Source organism: Paenibacillus tianmuensis (genome assembly GCF_900100345.1).
GTDB classification, from domain to species: Bacteria; Bacillota; Bacilli; order Paenibacillales; family NBRC-103111; genus Paenibacillus_G; species Paenibacillus_G tianmuensis.
Genome location: NZ_FMTT01000021.1, coordinates 25,262 through 39,991 on the forward strand (window position 1 = coordinate 25,262; position 14,730 = coordinate 39,991).

General features: G+C 57.8%; 16 protein-coding genes and 1 pseudogene. 9 read left to right on the top strand and 8 right to left on the bottom strand.

From position 1 onward, the window contains the following. Positions 1-143 precede the first annotated feature (143 nt). Both BLO51_RS15000 and BLO51_RS15005 read left to right on the top strand, forming a co-directional pair. A complete protein-coding gene (locus BLO51_RS15000; RefSeq protein ID WP_090673123.1) occupies positions 144-1,343 on the top strand; it encodes a class I SAM-dependent methyltransferase in 1,200 nt (399 codons plus the stop codon). 131 nt (positions 1,344-1,474) lie between these two features. After that, complete coding sequence (locus tag BLO51_RS15005; RefSeq protein WP_090673125.1) at positions 1,475-2,005, top strand: DNA-deoxyinosine glycosylase; 531 nt, start codon at positions 1,475-1,477, stop codon at positions 2,003-2,005. 16 nt (positions 2,006-2,021) lie between these two features. On the opposite strand, the gene BLO51_RS29230 is transcribed toward BLO51_RS15005, so the two are convergent. Further along, positions 2,022-2,171 carry a hypothetical protein gene (locus tag BLO51_RS29230; protein ID WP_167670216.1) on the bottom strand — a complete coding sequence of 50 codons (150 nt, stop codon included), beginning with the start codon at positions 2,169-2,171 and terminating at the stop codon, positions 2,022-2,024. 138 nt (positions 2,172-2,309) lie between these two features. Between BLO51_RS29230 and BLO51_RS15010 the strand changes: the two genes are divergently transcribed. Then, on the top strand, positions 2,310-2,843 hold the full coding sequence (locus BLO51_RS15010) for a hypothetical protein (RefSeq protein ID WP_090673127.1): 534 nt from the start codon (positions 2,310-2,312) through the stop codon (positions 2,841-2,843). 118 nt (positions 2,844-2,961) lie between these two features. Then, positions 2,962-3,993 (top strand): hypothetical protein, encoded by a 1,032-nt coding sequence (locus tag BLO51_RS15015; protein ID WP_090673129.1) that lies wholly within the window; start codon positions 2,962-2,964, stop codon positions 3,991-3,993. Between the two features lie 99 nt (positions 3,994-4,092). Here BLO51_RS15015 and BLO51_RS29235 read toward each other — a convergent pair whose 3' ends face one another. Continuing rightward, entirely contained in the window at positions 4,093-4,257 is a 165-nt protein-coding gene (locus tag BLO51_RS29235) for a hypothetical protein (protein ID WP_167670214.1), read from the bottom strand. Next, positions 4,254-4,412: a hypothetical protein gene (locus BLO51_RS29240; RefSeq protein WP_167670215.1), complete on the bottom strand. Its 159-nt coding sequence runs from the start codon at positions 4,410-4,412 to the stop codon at positions 4,254-4,256. Before BLO51_RS29240 ends, BLO51_RS29235 begins: the two co-directional genes overlap by 4 nt. A gap of 188 nt (positions 4,413-4,600) precedes the next feature. Here BLO51_RS29240 and BLO51_RS15020 point away from each other — a divergent pair, with 188 nt between their 5' ends. After that, complete coding sequence (locus BLO51_RS15020) at positions 4,601-5,938, top strand: MFS transporter (RefSeq protein ID WP_090673131.1); 1,338 nt, start codon at positions 4,601-4,603, stop codon at positions 5,936-5,938. Positions 5,939-6,022: 84 nt separating this feature from the next. Here the strand turns inward: BLO51_RS15020 and BLO51_RS29610 are convergent, their stop codons facing one another. From BLO51_RS29610 to BLO51_RS15035, 3 genes are all read right to left on the bottom strand, one after another. Further along, positions 6,023-6,334 (bottom strand): hypothetical protein, encoded by a 312-nt coding sequence (locus tag BLO51_RS29610; protein ID WP_090673133.1) that lies wholly within the window; start codon positions 6,332-6,334, stop codon positions 6,023-6,025. A gap of 83 nt (positions 6,335-6,417) precedes the next feature. Then, complete coding sequence (locus tag BLO51_RS15030; RefSeq protein ID WP_090673135.1) at positions 6,418-8,706, bottom strand: transglycosylase domain-containing protein; 2,289 nt, start codon at positions 8,704-8,706, stop codon at positions 6,418-6,420. A gap of 71 nt (positions 8,707-8,777) precedes the next feature. Continuing rightward, on the bottom strand, positions 8,778-9,239 hold the full coding sequence (locus BLO51_RS15035) for a hypothetical protein (protein WP_245719677.1): 462 nt from the start codon (positions 9,237-9,239) through the stop codon (positions 8,778-8,780). Positions 9,240-9,391: 152 nt separating this feature from the next. Between BLO51_RS15035 and BLO51_RS15040 the strand changes: the two genes are divergently transcribed. Beyond that, positions 9,392-9,847: a hypothetical protein gene (locus tag BLO51_RS15040; protein ID WP_090673137.1), complete on the top strand. Its 456-nt coding sequence runs from the start codon at positions 9,392-9,394 to the stop codon at positions 9,845-9,847. Positions 9,848-9,997: 150 nt separating this feature from the next. Beyond that, entirely contained in the window at positions 9,998-10,696 is a 699-nt protein-coding gene (gene rluF, locus BLO51_RS15045) for a 23S rRNA pseudouridine(2604) synthase RluF (RefSeq protein WP_090673139.1), read from the top strand. 8 nt (positions 10,697-10,704) lie between these two features. On the opposite strand, the gene BLO51_RS15050 is transcribed toward rluF, so the two are convergent. After that, a complete protein-coding gene (locus BLO51_RS15050) occupies positions 10,705-11,397 on the bottom strand; it encodes a response regulator transcription factor (RefSeq protein ID WP_090673141.1) in 693 nt (230 codons plus the stop codon). A 582-nt stretch (positions 11,398-11,979) separates the two neighbouring features. On the opposite strand from BLO51_RS15050, the pseudogene BLO51_RS31195 reads away from it, so the two are divergent. Then, positions 11,980-13,212: pseudogene (locus BLO51_RS31195) on the top strand (7TM diverse intracellular signaling domain-containing protein); the annotation flags it as partial. A gap of 18 nt (positions 13,213-13,230) precedes the next feature. After that, positions 13,231-13,731: a sensor histidine kinase gene (locus BLO51_RS31200; protein ID WP_425415812.1), complete on the top strand. Its 501-nt coding sequence runs from the start codon at positions 13,231-13,233 to the stop codon at positions 13,729-13,731. A gap of 46 nt (positions 13,732-13,777) precedes the next feature. Here BLO51_RS31200 and BLO51_RS15060 read toward each other — a convergent pair whose 3' ends face one another. Beyond that, on the bottom strand, positions 13,778-14,692 hold the full coding sequence (locus BLO51_RS15060; protein ID WP_090673239.1) for an AraC family transcriptional regulator: 915 nt from the start codon (positions 14,690-14,692) through the stop codon (positions 13,778-13,780). Positions 14,693-14,730: the final 38 nt, after the last annotated feature.

A 14,730-nucleotide genomic window follows, 5' to 3' on the forward strand; every position in this document is an offset into this window, starting at 1 on the left:
GGCCCCTGGCCCTTATCTTCGAACGATTTCGCGTACCGTAGCGGGACTGCTTTGTGGGCAGCCGTAGAAGGACGACGATTAAGATCGTCCGGTTGCCCCGGAATTTAAATCAAGGACAAACGGATTGGAGAACGTGAAACAGGATGCAAGAGCGGGAATTGACGGAGTTAACGGGCCGATTGTTTCAGGAGGGGACGCTGATCCAAGCGACGCTGAGCCAGGTGCGGCGAAGCGATCCGGACGGCTGCACGAAGGTAACGGTGAAGCCGGTACAGCTCAAGGGGGCTTTGCACTATCAATTCAGCTCCTTCTGCGGCCCGAAGGTGCTGCACGAAAATTTGGCCCCGGAAGCGGCGGAGGCGAAGCTGAACGCGCTGCTGGCCGAGCAGTTCCGGCAAGGGCTGCTGCAGACGGGTGAGGCGGATTATCAGGTGCTGGTCAGCAAGAAAGGCAAGCTTGGCATTCTCCGCAAGCCGCCGACCAAGCAAGCGGTGAGCGGAGCGCCCGCCCATAACCGGAAAAAGAACTATGTGCTGGAGGAAGGCGTTCTCGTTCCTTTTCTGATCGAGCTCGGAATTATGAACGCTCAGGGGAAGGTGCTTGCTCCGAAATACGACAAGTTCCGCCAAATCAACCGGTTTGTCGAAATGATCGCCGATATTTTGCCGCATTTGCCGAAGGACCGGACGCTCACCATCGTCGATTTCGGCTGCGGCAAGTCGTATTTGACGTTTGCGATGTATCATTTTCTGAAGGAGATGCAGGGCTTCGACCTGCGCGTCGTCGGCCTTGACCTTAAGGAGGATGTGATCCGGCACTGCAGCGCGCTTGCGGAGAAGCTCGGCTATGACGGGCTGCGGTTCCTCGTCGGCGACATCGCCAAGTATGACGAGCTGCGGCAGGTCGACCTGGTCGTGACGCTGCATGCCTGCGATACGGCGACCGATGCGGCGCTGGAGAAGGCGGTTCGCTGGGGAGCCTCGGTCATCTTGTCCGTGCCTTGCTGCCAGCACGAGCTGTTCCAGCAGGTGCACAGCGACGTGCTCGGCCCGCTGCTGCAGCACGGTATTTTGAAGGAGCGGTTTACCGCGCTGGCCACGGACGCGATCCGGGCGAAGCTGCTTGAGCTGGTGGGCTATAAGACGCAACTGCTGGAATTCATCGACCTGGAGCACACGCCGAAAAATATTTTAATCCGGGCAGTTAGCAGCGTGCAGCCGCCGAAACCCGCCGAACGGGCCAAGCTGGCGGAGGAGTACCGGGACTTCCGGAATTTCCTGCAGGTGGAGCCCTATTTGGAACGGGCGCTGCAGGACAAGCTGGACCCGTGGCCAAAGCCGTAACGTAACCGCTATAAACAAGAGAGGGAATCCCATGTCATAAGCGGGATTCCTTTTTTCAACCCTGTGCGGGGCAGCTGTGCTACAATGAGGCTGCTTGGATGTGAAACGAATCAACGGGAGGCGATACATCGATGGCAGCAGATAAGGAACGTCCCCGCTTGACCGGCTTGCCGCCGGTTGCGGATGAGCGCTGCCGGCTGTTGATTCTCGGATCGATGCCGGGGGAAGCGTCCTTGCGGGCGCAGCAGTATTACGGCCATCCGCGCAACGGCTTCTGGCCGCTTCTCTACGCGCTGCTGGATGGCGGTGAGCCGGCTGCGGCATACGAGGAGAGGCTCCGCTTCGCGTTATCCCGTGGCGTAGCGCTATGGGACGTGCTCGCGGCGTGCGAGCGCGAAGGAAGTCTCGATACGGCGATCCGCCGTCCGGAGGCCAACGACTTCGCGGGGTTCTATGCGGCGTACCCGGGCATCCGCCATGTTTTCTTCAACGGCAGCACGTCGGCGGACCTGTACCGCAGGCAGGTCATGAAGGAGGCCGCGGACGACGGCAGGAGCTATGAGCTGCTGCCGTCGTCGAGTCCGGCGCGGGCCATGCCGCAAGCGGCCAAGCTGGAAGCATGGCAGCCTGTGCGGGAGGCTTGGTTTGCCGTACGTGGCTAGCGGCATAGCAGCCGGACTATTCCTTCTCCTTCTGGGTGGCTCCGATCTGATTGACCGTCGTTTTCACTTGATTGATCGTATCGTTTACGAACTCCATATCTTGATTGTCGGCTTCCATCGAAGCCGTGCTTTCGTAATTGCCTTCGTGCTTTTTATTTTCCGACATGCCGTTTCCTCCTTTCTTCATAAGCTTTATCGCCAGTTCATGCTTAACGTGCGCAGCCTGCCCGGAAAATATTCTCTTTTTCCGAAAGACATACTAAGTGAAATCCCATTTCTGCAAGCGACGAGAGGAGGGTGCCGGATGGCAAGACAGACGGGCAAAGTTCCGTTCGGATATGAACCGCCGAATGAGCGGGACACGGACCGCGGAAGCTTGTGGATTTACGATGCGTTCGAGGACTATACGGAGCAGGAGCTCGTACGCGTCCTTGCGCTGGCCAGCGGGCGCGGCATCGCCAAGGTGGTGTTTTACCCCCTGCATGAGGAGACGGTCCGGCGCATGGAGAAACGGCGTTCCGTAGCTCCTTATCACCGGAGGGTCGAAGCGCTGCAGGCGCTGCTAGCCTCTTCGGATACGGATGTCGATTATGTCGTCGAACCGTTCGAGGGCAAGCGCAAAAAGTATACTCCCGTTGACACGGCGTTCCGATTCCTGGAAGAAAAGTACGCTGCTCCCCATTTCGTCTGGGTGACCGGGACGACAGCCGGGCTGCTCGCGGGCTACGAGTCGTTCGAGACGTGGATCAAAAAAATCCGCTGGTTCGTGAGCGCGGGGGGAAGCCCGGTCACGCATCCCCGGCTGCATGCATACGCCAACCGCTGGGACCCGGTCTGAAGGCCTGGTTCGGTCCGCATCCCCTGAAAATGGCATGAAAGCCCGAAGCCTATAATGAACTCTGTTCGGAAAACCACGGGCGGCAGTTTTCAGCGCTTGTCACAGGGGGAAAGAAACGATGGGGAAACTAAAAAAAACGGTCGTGTGGGTTATGGCAGGCGCGCTTTTGGGCGGGCTGATTTATGGTGTCACTTGGGCGGGAGATGCACCCGTATCGGCTGAAATATCGACAGAAGCCAAGGGACGGTTCGTCAGCCTGACGGACGGCAACAAACAAATCAATATGTCTTACGACGGAACGGAAAAAATCTATCCGCTGACATCAGACGTGTGGGTGTACCGCAATTTGCAAAAAGCGGCGATCACGGATTTGAAGCCGGGCGATTCGCTGGAAATTATATTGAACAGCAAAAATCAAGCCGCCTACATTAAGGCAGTCGCGCCCGAACAAGCCGCTGCGCCGCAGAGCCCGGCCCCGCCGACCGCCGAGCCGAACGCGGCGGCGGCACAAGGCGCAGGCGCATCGCCGGGGCCAGCCGCGCCTGCGCCTTCCGGCAGCACGGCCGTCGTACCGCCGGTCGGTCCGGCGCATACGCCTGCGGCTTCGACTTCGACTTCGGTCGACCGTCCGGCTGCCGCGAAACCGGCTAAGCCAGCGGTAAACGGAGGCTGGCCTTGGGAACGGCTGTCGTTGGAGCTGAAAAGCCGGGAGCTGGCTTTGAAAGTAAAGCAGGAGCAGACGGACAAGGGCGATGAAGCCGACATTTATATCCAAACCAAGGATCGTGCGGTGATTCATCTGAACGGAGCGCAGGCGGAGCAATTGCTTCTTCTGCTGATGCAGGGGCTGCCGTCGGAGAAAGACGCTTGGGAGAAGGCGCTCAAGCAGCACTTGGCGGCGCAGTTCAAGCTGAAGGACGATTCGCCGGATTGGAAAATCGACGTGAAGTGGAAAGACGACGCCAAAGTCGTCCGTATGCCGCCCGTACAAGCCGGGAAGCCGGAGCCTGCCGGCCACGGGGCGGACAAGGAGCATGGCAAAGGCAAAAATAAGGGGAAAGATAAGGATAAAGTGAAAGAAAAGGAAAAAGCGAAAAACCGCGATAAGTACGACGATGAGAATGACGACGTTCAAGGCAACGATGACTGATCGGAGCGCTTCCGCTTTCCCGCCTACAACCGGCAGCCCGCCTGGAGATGATAACGCTCCGGGCAGGCTGCTTTTTTTTGCTGCGATTCTCTTAACCGCCTAGTCCTCGGGAGTCCTGTCCAAGTACAAGCGGGAGACAGGAGTGGCGTCTCCACGCCGTACTTCTTCCTCCGTCGCCTTTTCCTCCAGCGGATCGTGCGTATTCATGCCTGGGGCGATGGTCGGTTCGTGGGGCCGCCGCGCCTCTTCCTTCTTGCCGGTCACAACTTCCTCTCCCCTTCCGTCTTGGAATAAGCAATCAGCGTAATCGGACTGCCGGTCAATTCGGCCAGCCGCGCTTCCGCTTGTTGAATGATATCGATGACTTTTTCCTGCTCGGGAAGCGGGGCGATTTCGTAGTCGGTCGTTTCGATTTTCACGGGCAATGGGCCTCCTGTAAAGGATTATATCGATTTCCCGGTTAGAATTCCCTTCGCGAAAATCCCGCATGCGTGGAAGGGGATGGAAACCAATCTGGCAAAAAACATGGATCGACATCAAACCGCTGTGTTATATTGAAGCTACTGTTAAGGGAACACGTTGAAAGGCCGAAGGAGGAAGGAACCGCATGAACTGGAACCGCTTGGCCGTGATGGCGAGCATCGTGCTCGCCGTGCTGATTTCGTCGATGGACACAACGATCATGAATACGACGATGCCGCGGATTGCGGAGGAGCTTGGGGATGTGAAGCTGTACGCGTGGAGCTTCGCTTCTTATATGATTTTATGTACGATCGTAACGCCGCTCAGCGGCAGGCTTTCGGATTTGTTCGGACGCAAAAAAGTGCTGGCGGTCGGTATTTTGGTCTTCCTGCTCGGGTCTGTGCTCTGCGGTACGGCAGCGACCATGTTGCAGCTCGTGCTGTACCGGGGGCTCCAAGGGCTCGGCGCGGGCGCGATGATTGCGTTCCCGGCCATTATCGCCGGGGATTTGTTTCCGGTCGAAGCGCGGGGCAAAATTCAGGCGTTTTTCACGGGCATGTGGGGCATCTCGTCGGTGCTGGCGCCGCTGCTCGGCAGCTTGTTCATCGAGCATTTGAGCTGGCGTTGGATTTTTTATATCAATATTCCGATTTGTCTGGCGTCGCTGCTGCTGCTTGTCCCATATCGGGAAGTGTACGAGGCCCGCAAGAGCCGGATTAACTACTGGGGTGCTTTATGGTTCGGACTCGGCATCGGGCTGCTGCTGTTCAATACGGTAGTGAGCGAGGGCTTTCTGCTGTATACGGCGGGCGGCGTCTTGTGTTTGCTGCTGTTCGTGTACAACGAGCGGAGACACCCGTCGCCGATTATGCCGATGGCGCTGCTTAAGAACGGCTCCGTCTCCTGGATGAACCTGAATGGCTTCTTAACGTGCGCGGCGTTGTTCGGCACGTCCAGCTACATTCCGTTTTATTTGCAGCAGCACGGGTACTCGCTTTTCGTCAGCGGGCTTTCGCTGCTCGGCATGTCCGTCGGATGGGTTCTTGTAGGCGTCCCGGCCGGCAAATGGGTACTGCGCTACGGCTACCGGCCGCTGCTGTTTACCGGCAATGTTCTGCTGGTGCTGTCCGGGCTGCTGCTGCTGTTTTTGCCCGACCAAGGAGGCTTCTGGTACGTCAATGCGATCTTGGTGCTGCAAGGACTGGCATACGGGCTGCTCTATACGGTATCAATCATCGGGGTGCAGCAGCTTGTCGCCGCCGATCAAAAAGGGATTTCCACGTCGCTGCAGGTCTTCTCGCGGAATATCGGCACGGCGGCCGGGGTTACGATCATGGGCGCGCTTCTGACATCCGCGCCGGCTTTTATGACCGGCATCCACCGGTTGTTCCTGTACGGGTTTATCGTCAGTTTGGTAGCGCTGGTGTCCACGATATTTCTTTTTACGCGCCGCACGGTGTTGATTTCCGGGAACGGGACTTGAGGGGCGACGGCGCAAAAAGCCGGCAAATGAACAAAGGGCGGTCTGCTTAATGCAGACCGCCCTTTGTTGTCGCGTAGCCTTTCTTTAGTCGAGGTACCATTCGCCAGACCAAGGATCTTGTACCCAGCGGGCATGTTGGTAATAATGCTGCCCATGCATATGATGATGGTGGTGCGGATGGAAAACGTGCGGATGGAAACCATGCGGATGGAAGCCGTGGGGATGGAAACCATGCGGATGGAAGCCATGGGGATGGAAACCATGCGGATGGAAACCGTGGGGATGCACATGATGGGGATGCCAGTGACCGTGTGGCCAGTGATGATGAGGATGATGCGGACGGATGTAGTCGAACTCCTCTGCGGTTTCGGTTTCGATTATCGTCTCTTGAGACATGTTGATTTCTCCTCTCTGATTAGAACATACTCCACCATATGTCAGAGAGGAGGAATTGGGCACTTATCCATCTGAAAATGGGCTCAATCACCTTGTTTTTTTCTTAACCAGCCGGGACGGTGCGCTTCCGGCTTGCCGCCGCGTTCCTGCGGCTCCACGGTTTCCGGCGCGCGCCCGTCGCTTCCGAGCGGTAAGCGCAGCTGCGCCTCCTCTATGGCCCGGCGCACTTCTTCGGGTATCGGAAAATCCGTCACCGGGGCATCCTTCAGCGCTCGGGTCATGATTTCCCGAAACAGCTGCGCGGGCACCGCTCCGCCCGTCGTCAAATAATGGGTCTTGTCCGTCTGATCGTACCCCAGCCAAATCGCCGCCGTCAGCTCAGGAGTGAAGCCAACGAACCAGGCGTCCTTAATGCCATTCCGGCCGATGGCCTCGAATTCGGTCGTTGCGGGCAACTGCGTCGTCCCTGTCTTGCCCGCGGCGGGACGGCTGCCGATCGCGGCGGCGATCCCCGTTCCTTGCGCGACGGTCTCTTGAAGCAGCCTCGTCAGCGTATAGGCGTAGAGCGGTTCCGTCAGCTTCGTCGGCTGCGGCTTGGCCTCGACGAGTGTATGGCCGTCCTTGGTCGTAATCTTGGTGATGGCGTGAGCGTTCTGCATCATGCCCTGATTGGCTATGCCGCCGTATGCCTGAGCCATCTGCAAGGGCGAGACGCCTTCGGACAAGCCGCCGAGCGCGAGGCTTAAGTTGCGGTCCGCTGGAGGCAGAGCGATCCCGGCTTTACGCACGTAGTTCATTCCAGCGTCGATGCCGATTTCATTCAGCAACCAGACGGCCGGAATATTCCACGAACGCAGTACGGCCTCCCGAAGCGAGACTTCGCCCCTCGTTTGTCCGTCCCAATCCTTAGGACGGTACCCGGAAATGTCGAGCTGCCCGTCATATAAGATCGACTCCGGGGTATAGCCAAGCTCAAGCGCAGGTCCATAGACCGCCAGCGGCTTAAACGACGAGCCGGGCTGCCGCTTCAGCTCGGTGGCCCGGTTGAAGCCGCGGTAGGTCTGATCCCCTCGCGCGCCGACGATCGCACGGATGCCGCCGGTTCGCTGGTCCAGCACGACCGCTCCGCTCTGCACCGGGCGGTCGGGAGGACTTTGTGGGAAGAGCGCATCGGTGCGGTACACCTCTTCCGCCGCCTGCTGCACCTTAAGGTCCATCGCCGTATGAATCCGCAGGCCGTGCGTCAATATCTGCTGCTCCGCAAAGCCGTAAAGCTTCTCGGCTTCATCCATGACATAGTCGACGTAAGAAGGGTGCCGCCCCTTAAGCGACTCTCCGTTGTTCGGCTTTAACGCAATCGGCTCGGCGACGGCCTTGTCGTAGGCGGCGTCGCTGATGAAATGTTGCTCCTTCATCAGCGACAGCACGAGGTTTCGCCGCTCCAACGCCTTGTCCGGATGCCGCACCGGAGAGTAGTGCGAAGGGGCTTTGGGCAGACCGGCCAGCACGGCCGACTCGGCAAGCGTCAGCTGCTGAACGGATTTGCCAAAGTATTGCTGCGCCGCCCCTTCGACGCCCCAGCGCCCTTCGCCGAAGTAAATGCTGTTCAGATACAGCTCCAAAATTTCGTCTTTGCTGTAAGCAAAGTTGATTTTTATCGCGTAGCCGAGCTCCTTGAATTTGCGGTTGAATGATTTGTCCGAGTCGAGAAACAAATTTTTGGCAAGCTGCTGCGTGATCGTGCTGCCGCCTTCCTCCAGCGCCCCGGCTTTCAAGTCGCGGACCAGCGCGCGGCCAATCGACCACACATCGAAGCCGGCATGATCGTAAAAACGCCGGTCTTCTACCGCAACGACGGCATTCCGCAAATCCAGCGGAATTTGGCCGAGCGGCACCGGCACGATTCGGGACGAGGACAGCTGCGTCACCGGTTGCCCCCCGGCATCCATCACGAAGCTCGGCTCGGGGAGCGGATGCTCCAGCTTGCTGATATCCAGATCGCGCACCCATACGGCGGCAGCGCCAAGACCGGCCGCAAAGCAGAGCAGCCCCGCCGTCCACAGCCACCGCCTTCCCCGGAAACGGCGCGCTTTCTTCGTCTCTCTCGCCGCCGTACCGCCGCTCTTGCCCGGCGCAGGCTCTCGCGCCTCGCGTGCCGCGGGTCGGAAATCGCCTGCGCTAGTATCCTCTTGCCCCGCACTGCCGGCTCTGCGCCACGTGGATCGTGCTGCCTGCCGGGCTTCGTCCGCCGCGCGGCTTCCTGCACCGGAGGCTCTATACGACTGCCCCTTGCCCGTACCCTCACGTTTCGGCGAAGAGCCCGTGTCTGGCTTTGTTTTTGGCCTCCAACGAAACATCCGGGATAAGCTCATGGCTGATGGTCCCCCTTTTTGTTTGCCACGGAATGTTCGCTGCTTCAGCGTAAATGATCCAACCTATTAACCTATTCGCGCCGGACGCCTTGTTTTGGCAGGTGGACAAGCAAAAAAGGAGCCTCCGAAGGAAGCTCCAAGCGATCTGATATGTTCCTCCAAGCGGGGGATCTCATTGCATGGGGTCCGGCATCATGCCCTTTTCCATCACCTGCGAATTCGTCGGGAGGCTTGCCATCACTTTGCCAAGCTGTCTGACCTCCTTCTCGTTGTTGGCCATCTTGCCGTTCATCGCTTTGCCGATCGGTGTCGATTCGGTCGGCCTCGTTCAAGTCAACGCGGGTCTGGCCGTTCTCCTGCGTGTGCGTATAGATACGGTACGGATATTCCTGCAGTGAAGCGGAATCGCGAAACGTCAATTCATACGTGCTTCCTTCCCGGGACGGCAGTTCGGTGAATCCCATCGTTTTGAGCGTAGCGTGCACATGGGAAAAGGGCTTGGTGATCGACGGCAGCGTTTTTTTGCGGGTCATAGAGCAACACTCCTCGATTCGTTATTTTCTGCCAGACGGCAAGACGCATCCGTGTACCCTTTTATTACACCGTTCGGATAAGGATGAAACGTTGTATGGTACTAGATCGTCATTCTTTTTCGAATAAGTATAGAAGGACTGGGGGTGTTGGTATGCGCGGCAAATCGCTGCGGTTTATTTTATTTCTTATGGTGGCGGTGACCTTATCGGCTCTGGTGTACGGGTACGCGTTTTCCGATAACAACAGCTTTGTCGGTTCCAGCATCGATGAGCAGTTTCCCGTGCCGGCGGAGGCGCGCAAATCGGACGTTCCGTTCTCCAAGCCGGGAGTCGTCTATGTCCGCTACAACATGAAAGGTATCGAAGAAAAGGAAAGTATTCCCGACTTCTACGCGAATGAGATTCGCAAGTGGGGGTGGAAGGAAGACAAAGAGGAGCAGGTGGGGGCCCTGCGCGTTTTTGTAAAGGACGGCAAAACGATGAATATCACGACGCACACCGGCTATTTCACTTTGTTTACCAAAAAAAGCTCCGCAGGGCCGCACACAGCGGTTACCGGTTCGCCGCGAGCCGCAGTTTCCAAGCCGCAGAGCGCGCCTGAGCGGTAACTCCCTGCGGCCAAGGGCCGTACTGAATGTGAGGATTCACGCTATGGGGCAAATGCTTGGCGGCTCCATCCCCGTTATTTTCATTTTTTGCAACGAAAAACCCGCATGGTATAATGGAGCGATAAAGTCAGGACAAGCGGAGTGAGAACAATGAGAATCAACAAATACATTAGCGAAACCGGAATTTGCTCCCGGCGCGAAGCGGACCAGCTGATCGAGGGAAAGCGCGTCACGATTAACGGCCAGCTAGCTGAGCTCGGAAGCCGGGTGAGCGAAGGGGACGACGTGCGGATCGACGGAAAATCGGTCAGCGAGAAGACAAAGCACGTCTACATTGCGCTCCACAAGCCGGTCGGCATCACCAGCACGACGGAACGGCACGTCCGCGGCAATATCGTGGACTTTGTGGGTCACCATGAGCGCATTTTCCCGATCGGACGGCTGGATAAAGATTCCGAAGGATTGATTTTGCTTACGAACGACGGCGATATCGTCAACAAAATATTACGCTCCGAGCACGAGCACGATAAGGAATACATCGTGACGGTGAACAAACCGGTCACGCCGATGTTTTTGCAGGGAATGGCGAGCGGCGTACGGATACTCGGGACCGTCACCAAACCGTGCAAAGTGAGCCGCATCGACGACCGGACGTTTCGGATCTTGCTGACGCAAGGACTGAACCGTCAAATCCGACGGATGAGTGCCGCCTTCGGCTACGAGGTTCGCCGGTTGAAGCGGGTGCGCATTATGAACATCAAGCTGGCCGGGCTGCCGGTAGGGCAGTGGCGCGATCTGACCCCGGAAGAGCTGGACAAGCTGATGAGCGCCATCGGGCATCAGCCGTAAGTTTTATGCTACACGTTGAATTTGTAGCCGATCCCCCGCACGGTATGGATGTATTTCGGATCGGTGGGGTTCGCTTCGATCTTCTTGCGCAGGTTGCTGATGTGTACGAGCAGTGTGCGCGTGTCGCCGTTGCTGTCCACGCCCCAAGTCATTTTATACAGCTGTTCGAGCGGGAGCACCTTGCCGGGCGAGCGGGCGAGATGCAGCAGCAGGTCGAATTCCTTGGAAGACAGCGGCACGAGCCCGCCGCTTGCTTTCACGGTTCGGCTGAGCAAGTCGATCTCCAGTCCCGGAAACGACAGGTACTGGGAATCTTCCTTGTGCTGCTCAAGCAGCTGGCTGCGGCGCAGATGCGCTTTGACCCGGGCGACGAGCTGGCCGGGACTGAACGGCTTCGTAATGTAATCGTCTCCGCCGATGCTGAACCCCAGAATGATATCCATATCCTCGCTTTTGCAGCTCAGAAATAAAATCGGCGTATTATAGGACTTCCGGATTTGCCGGCATACTTCGATGCCGTCCATTTCGGGGAGCAAAATGTCGAGAATCACCAGATCCGGATGATGCTCCCGCACCATGGCAAGCGCTTCCGCTCCATTCCCGGAATACAGTACGTCATACCCCTCCTTACGCAAATAAAGACTGATTAATTCGATAATCTCGGCTTCATCGTCGACGATGAGTATTTTTTCTCCAGGCATCGATTTCTCCTCCAAAAGATGATGCGGCGAAACATGATGTTTCTTTGAAACGATCAGAATCATACCTCGCCGGACTCGATACTGGATTCTGATATGGCAGCGATAAACGTCCCGAAATCCTCCAAAAGTGAGCCGTTTATCCCGGTTTCCAAAAAATGCAGTTTAAGGTACGATAGTAGAATGGAAGCCCATTTGAACAACAGGAAGAAAGTGGTATCCATTTCCAGAAACTATTCTTATTATTATAAATGGTTTTGGGTGTTTATTTCCATAGTTTTATTGGCCGCCGGTATCGCCGGTATCGGCTATTGCCTTTCCTCTGCCGAGAAGTCCGCGCCCCGTGCCGTTCAAGGGATCATAGACCTGGAGCGCTACGGCTTGGAATCTCATGGAACGGTCCGGCTGGACGGTGAATGGAAGATGTACTGGATGCGCCTGCTAACGCCGGAAGAGCTGGCCTCCCCGGAGCATGCTGCGGGGGAGCAGGCGACCCTGATCGCTCTTCCCGAGGTATGGAATCGTGTCCTTGTGGACGGCGTGCAGTCGGGCGGATCGGGTTATGCGACCTTTCACTTGAAAGTGATGCTGAATGGCCCCGCCTCAGATCTGGGGCTGAAGCTTCCATACATCCGGACGGCCTACAAGGCCTGGGTGAACGGTGAGCCGGTCGCAAGCAGCGGCACGGTCGGAGAAGACATCCTGACTTCCAAGCCTCTATATACCCCGAATTTGATCCGGTTCCGTCATGCAGGTGGGCCACTGGATATCGTCATTCAGGTTTCCAATTACCACCACCGGCTCGGGGGCATCTGGAAACCGGTCGAGCTCGGCTCATGGAGCACGCTCGACAGCAAGCTCCGGAGAGAGCTTGCGATCGAGACGTTTGTGATAGGAAGTCTGCTGTCGATGGGGCTGTATCACATCGGTTTGATTGCGCTCAGGCGCAAAGAGAAAGGATCGCTGTATTTCGGCCTTTTTTGTTTGTTGATCGGCATACGGGCCTTCTTTACAGGCGAAGGCGTGATGTATTATTTTATCCCCGAGGTGCCTTGGCTGACGGAGCTGCGCATCGAGTACGTATGCTTTTACATGGGCGTGCCCGTCATGATCATGTTCATGCACGCGCTGTACCCGCAGGAAGTGCGCCCCGGCATCGTCCGGACTATTCTGGCGCTTGGCGTAGCGTTCTCGGCTTCGGCATTTTTGATTCCGCCCCCATGGGTGACCTATACGACGCCGGTGTTCCAGTTCATTACGCTGCTCACCAGCGGCTGCCTGCTGTTCGGCCTGGGACGAGCCCTGACTCGCAAAAGAGACGGGGCTCTGTTCGCCGCGATCGGCGCGGGCGCTTACGTCGCCACGGTGATACTGGACATCATGTACTATAACCAGTGGATCAAGCTTGGCGAGGTTTCGGCGTATGGCTTGCTTGTCTGCGTGTTCATGACCTCGTTCATTCTGAGCGCCAAATCGGCCAAGGCTTACGTGGAAGTGGAGACGCTATCGCGGCAAATGCGCGAGATGAACACCGGTCTGGAGCACAAAATTCGCGAGCGGACCGCCGAATTGGAACGCATCAACCGCAGTCTGGAGCGGATGAACGACGACTTGGCGCGGATGGAAACGTCGAGGCGGCACCTGCTCAGCAATATCTCACACGATCTGGGAACGCCGATGACGCTGATTCAAGGGTACGTGGAAGCGCTCATCGACGGCGTCGTCTCGCAGCCCGACCAGCAGCAAAAGTATTTAAAGCTCATCCATAACCGGATTACGGGCTTGAACCGGCTCATCGCCGATTTGTTCCAGCTCTCGAAGCTGGAGGCCAGACAGATGGATTTCGATATCCAGCCGGTGAGTACGGACGATTTTATCCGCTATTTCGACGAGCGCTATGAGCTGGAGCTGGCCGGCGCCGGGCTTAAGTTCGAGACGGTTGTCTACTCGCTGCGGCCCGAAGCCCACCGGCAGGCCGTGGTCAAAATCGACGTCGACCGGATCGATCAGGTGCTGACCAACGTGATTTACAATGCGGTCAAGCATACGCCGCGCGGCGGGCTGATCCAGCTTCATTTTATCGTGGACGAGCATTCGCTTGTTATGCAGGTGCAGGATAACGGCCCGGGCATCGATCCGGAAGACTTGCCGCACATTTTCGACCGTTTCTATAAAAAAGACAAGTCCCGCAACACGGCCGGCGGCGGCAGCGGCCTCGGGCTGGCTATCGCCAAAGAGATTGTCGACTACCATGGGGGCCGGATCTGGGCGCAAAGCCACGTAGGTCAAGGCGCCTGCATCGCCTTCATGCTGCCCCTCGCGAAAGGGGGTGAATAGAGACTCGTACGTCAGCGCCGCCAGAAGCGAATCGCATGCGTGACGCTTAATCGCCGGAGCCTGGGGGATGCAGCAGCGAGCTGCGGTAATCGGTCGGCGAGAGCTGGTAGTGCCACTTGAACTGCTTCGAAAAGTACAGCGGGTCCTGGAAGCCGACCGAAGACGCAATCTGCTCCACGGTCAGCTCCGGGCGCTCCCGCAGCAGATGGCGCGCTTTGTCGAGCCGGAGCCGGAGCAGGAACGTCACAGGCGTCAGCCCGGTCTGCCGCTTGAACAGCGTCGAAAGATACGCGCGGTTGTAGCCGAGAGACTCGGCCATCAGCTCGATCGTGATCGGCTCCGCATACTGCTTGGATAAATATTGCAGCGCCCGCTGCACCGTTTGCCCCGCCGCGGTCGCCTGCTCCGGCTCGTCCCCGCGAAGGGGGTGAAGCGCTTCCGCGAACTCGGCGAACAGCAGGTGCAGGCAGCCGTTTGCTTTCAGATTGGCACCTGCGCCGCGGTGCTGAAACGCCAATTGCACTTGGCGGAACAGGACGCCGATCGAGCGCTTTCGTCCGGTATGGACGACCGGCTGGTGCGAGCTCAGGCCCGTATCTTGCAGCAAGCGCCCGGCAAGCTGCCCTTCGAAGGCGACCCAACGGTAGTGCCACGGATCAAGCGCATCGGCCATATAATTGACCAGCTTGCCCGGCTCGATCAGGAAGCTGTCTCCGGCGCCAAGCTCGTAGGTTTGTCCTTGGCAGACGTAGGTGCCCTTGCCAGATAACACATGATGCAGCAAATAATAATCGACTACCTTCGGTCCGGGCTTATGCCCCGGCTTCGTTTGGCTGTGGCCGGCGAACAGGACCGTCAAAGGGCTGTCTTCCGGCGCGGGGTACGGGTTGGATACGACAAAGTAGGTATCGGGACGTTTGACGGGCTCGGACACGGCGCGAACTCGCCTCCTTTTGGGCATTGCCCCGGATACGTTCAGTATAGCACGAAGGAGGGCGT

Coding starts and splice junctions, on each gene's coding strand:
- rluF (WP_090673139.1), top strand. CDS start 9,998: ATGAGAATCAACAAATACATTAGCGAAACCGGAATTTGCTCCCGGCGC.
- BLO51_RS15005 (WP_090673125.1), top strand. CDS start 1,475: ATGGCAGCAGATAAGGAACGTCCCCGCTTGACCGGCTTGCCGCCGGTT.
- BLO51_RS29610 (WP_090673133.1), bottom strand. CDS start 6,334: ATGTCTCAAGAGACGATAATCGAAACCGAAACCGCAGAGGAGTTCGAC.
- BLO51_RS15030 (WP_090673135.1), bottom strand. CDS start 8,706: ATGAGCTTATCCCGGATGTTTCGTTGGAGGCCAAAAACAAAGCCAGAC.
- BLO51_RS31200 (WP_425415812.1), top strand. CDS start 13,231: ATGGATTTCGATATCCAGCCGGTGAGTACGGACGATTTTATCCGCTAT.
- BLO51_RS29230 (WP_167670216.1), bottom strand. CDS start 2,171: ATGTCGGAAAATAAAAAGCACGAAGGCAATTACGAAAGCACGGCTTCG.
- BLO51_RS15000 (WP_090673123.1), top strand. CDS start 144: ATGCAAGAGCGGGAATTGACGGAGTTAACGGGCCGATTGTTTCAGGAG.
- BLO51_RS15010 (WP_090673127.1), top strand. CDS start 2,310: ATGGCAAGACAGACGGGCAAAGTTCCGTTCGGATATGAACCGCCGAAT.
- BLO51_RS15015 (WP_090673129.1), top strand. CDS start 2,962: ATGGGGAAACTAAAAAAAACGGTCGTGTGGGTTATGGCAGGCGCGCTT.
- BLO51_RS15020 (WP_090673131.1), top strand. CDS start 4,601: ATGAACTGGAACCGCTTGGCCGTGATGGCGAGCATCGTGCTCGCCGTG.
- BLO51_RS15060 (WP_090673239.1), bottom strand. CDS start 14,692: ATGCCCAAAAGGAGGCGAGTTCGCGCCGTGTCCGAGCCCGTCAAACGT.
- BLO51_RS15050 (WP_090673141.1), bottom strand. CDS start 11,397: ATGCCTGGAGAAAAAATACTCATCGTCGACGATGAAGCCGAGATTATC.
- BLO51_RS15040 (WP_090673137.1), top strand. CDS start 9,392: ATGCGCGGCAAATCGCTGCGGTTTATTTTATTTCTTATGGTGGCGGTG.
- BLO51_RS15035 (WP_245719677.1), bottom strand. CDS start 9,239: ATGACCCGCAAAAAAACGCTGCCGTCGATCACCAAGCCCTTTTCCCAT.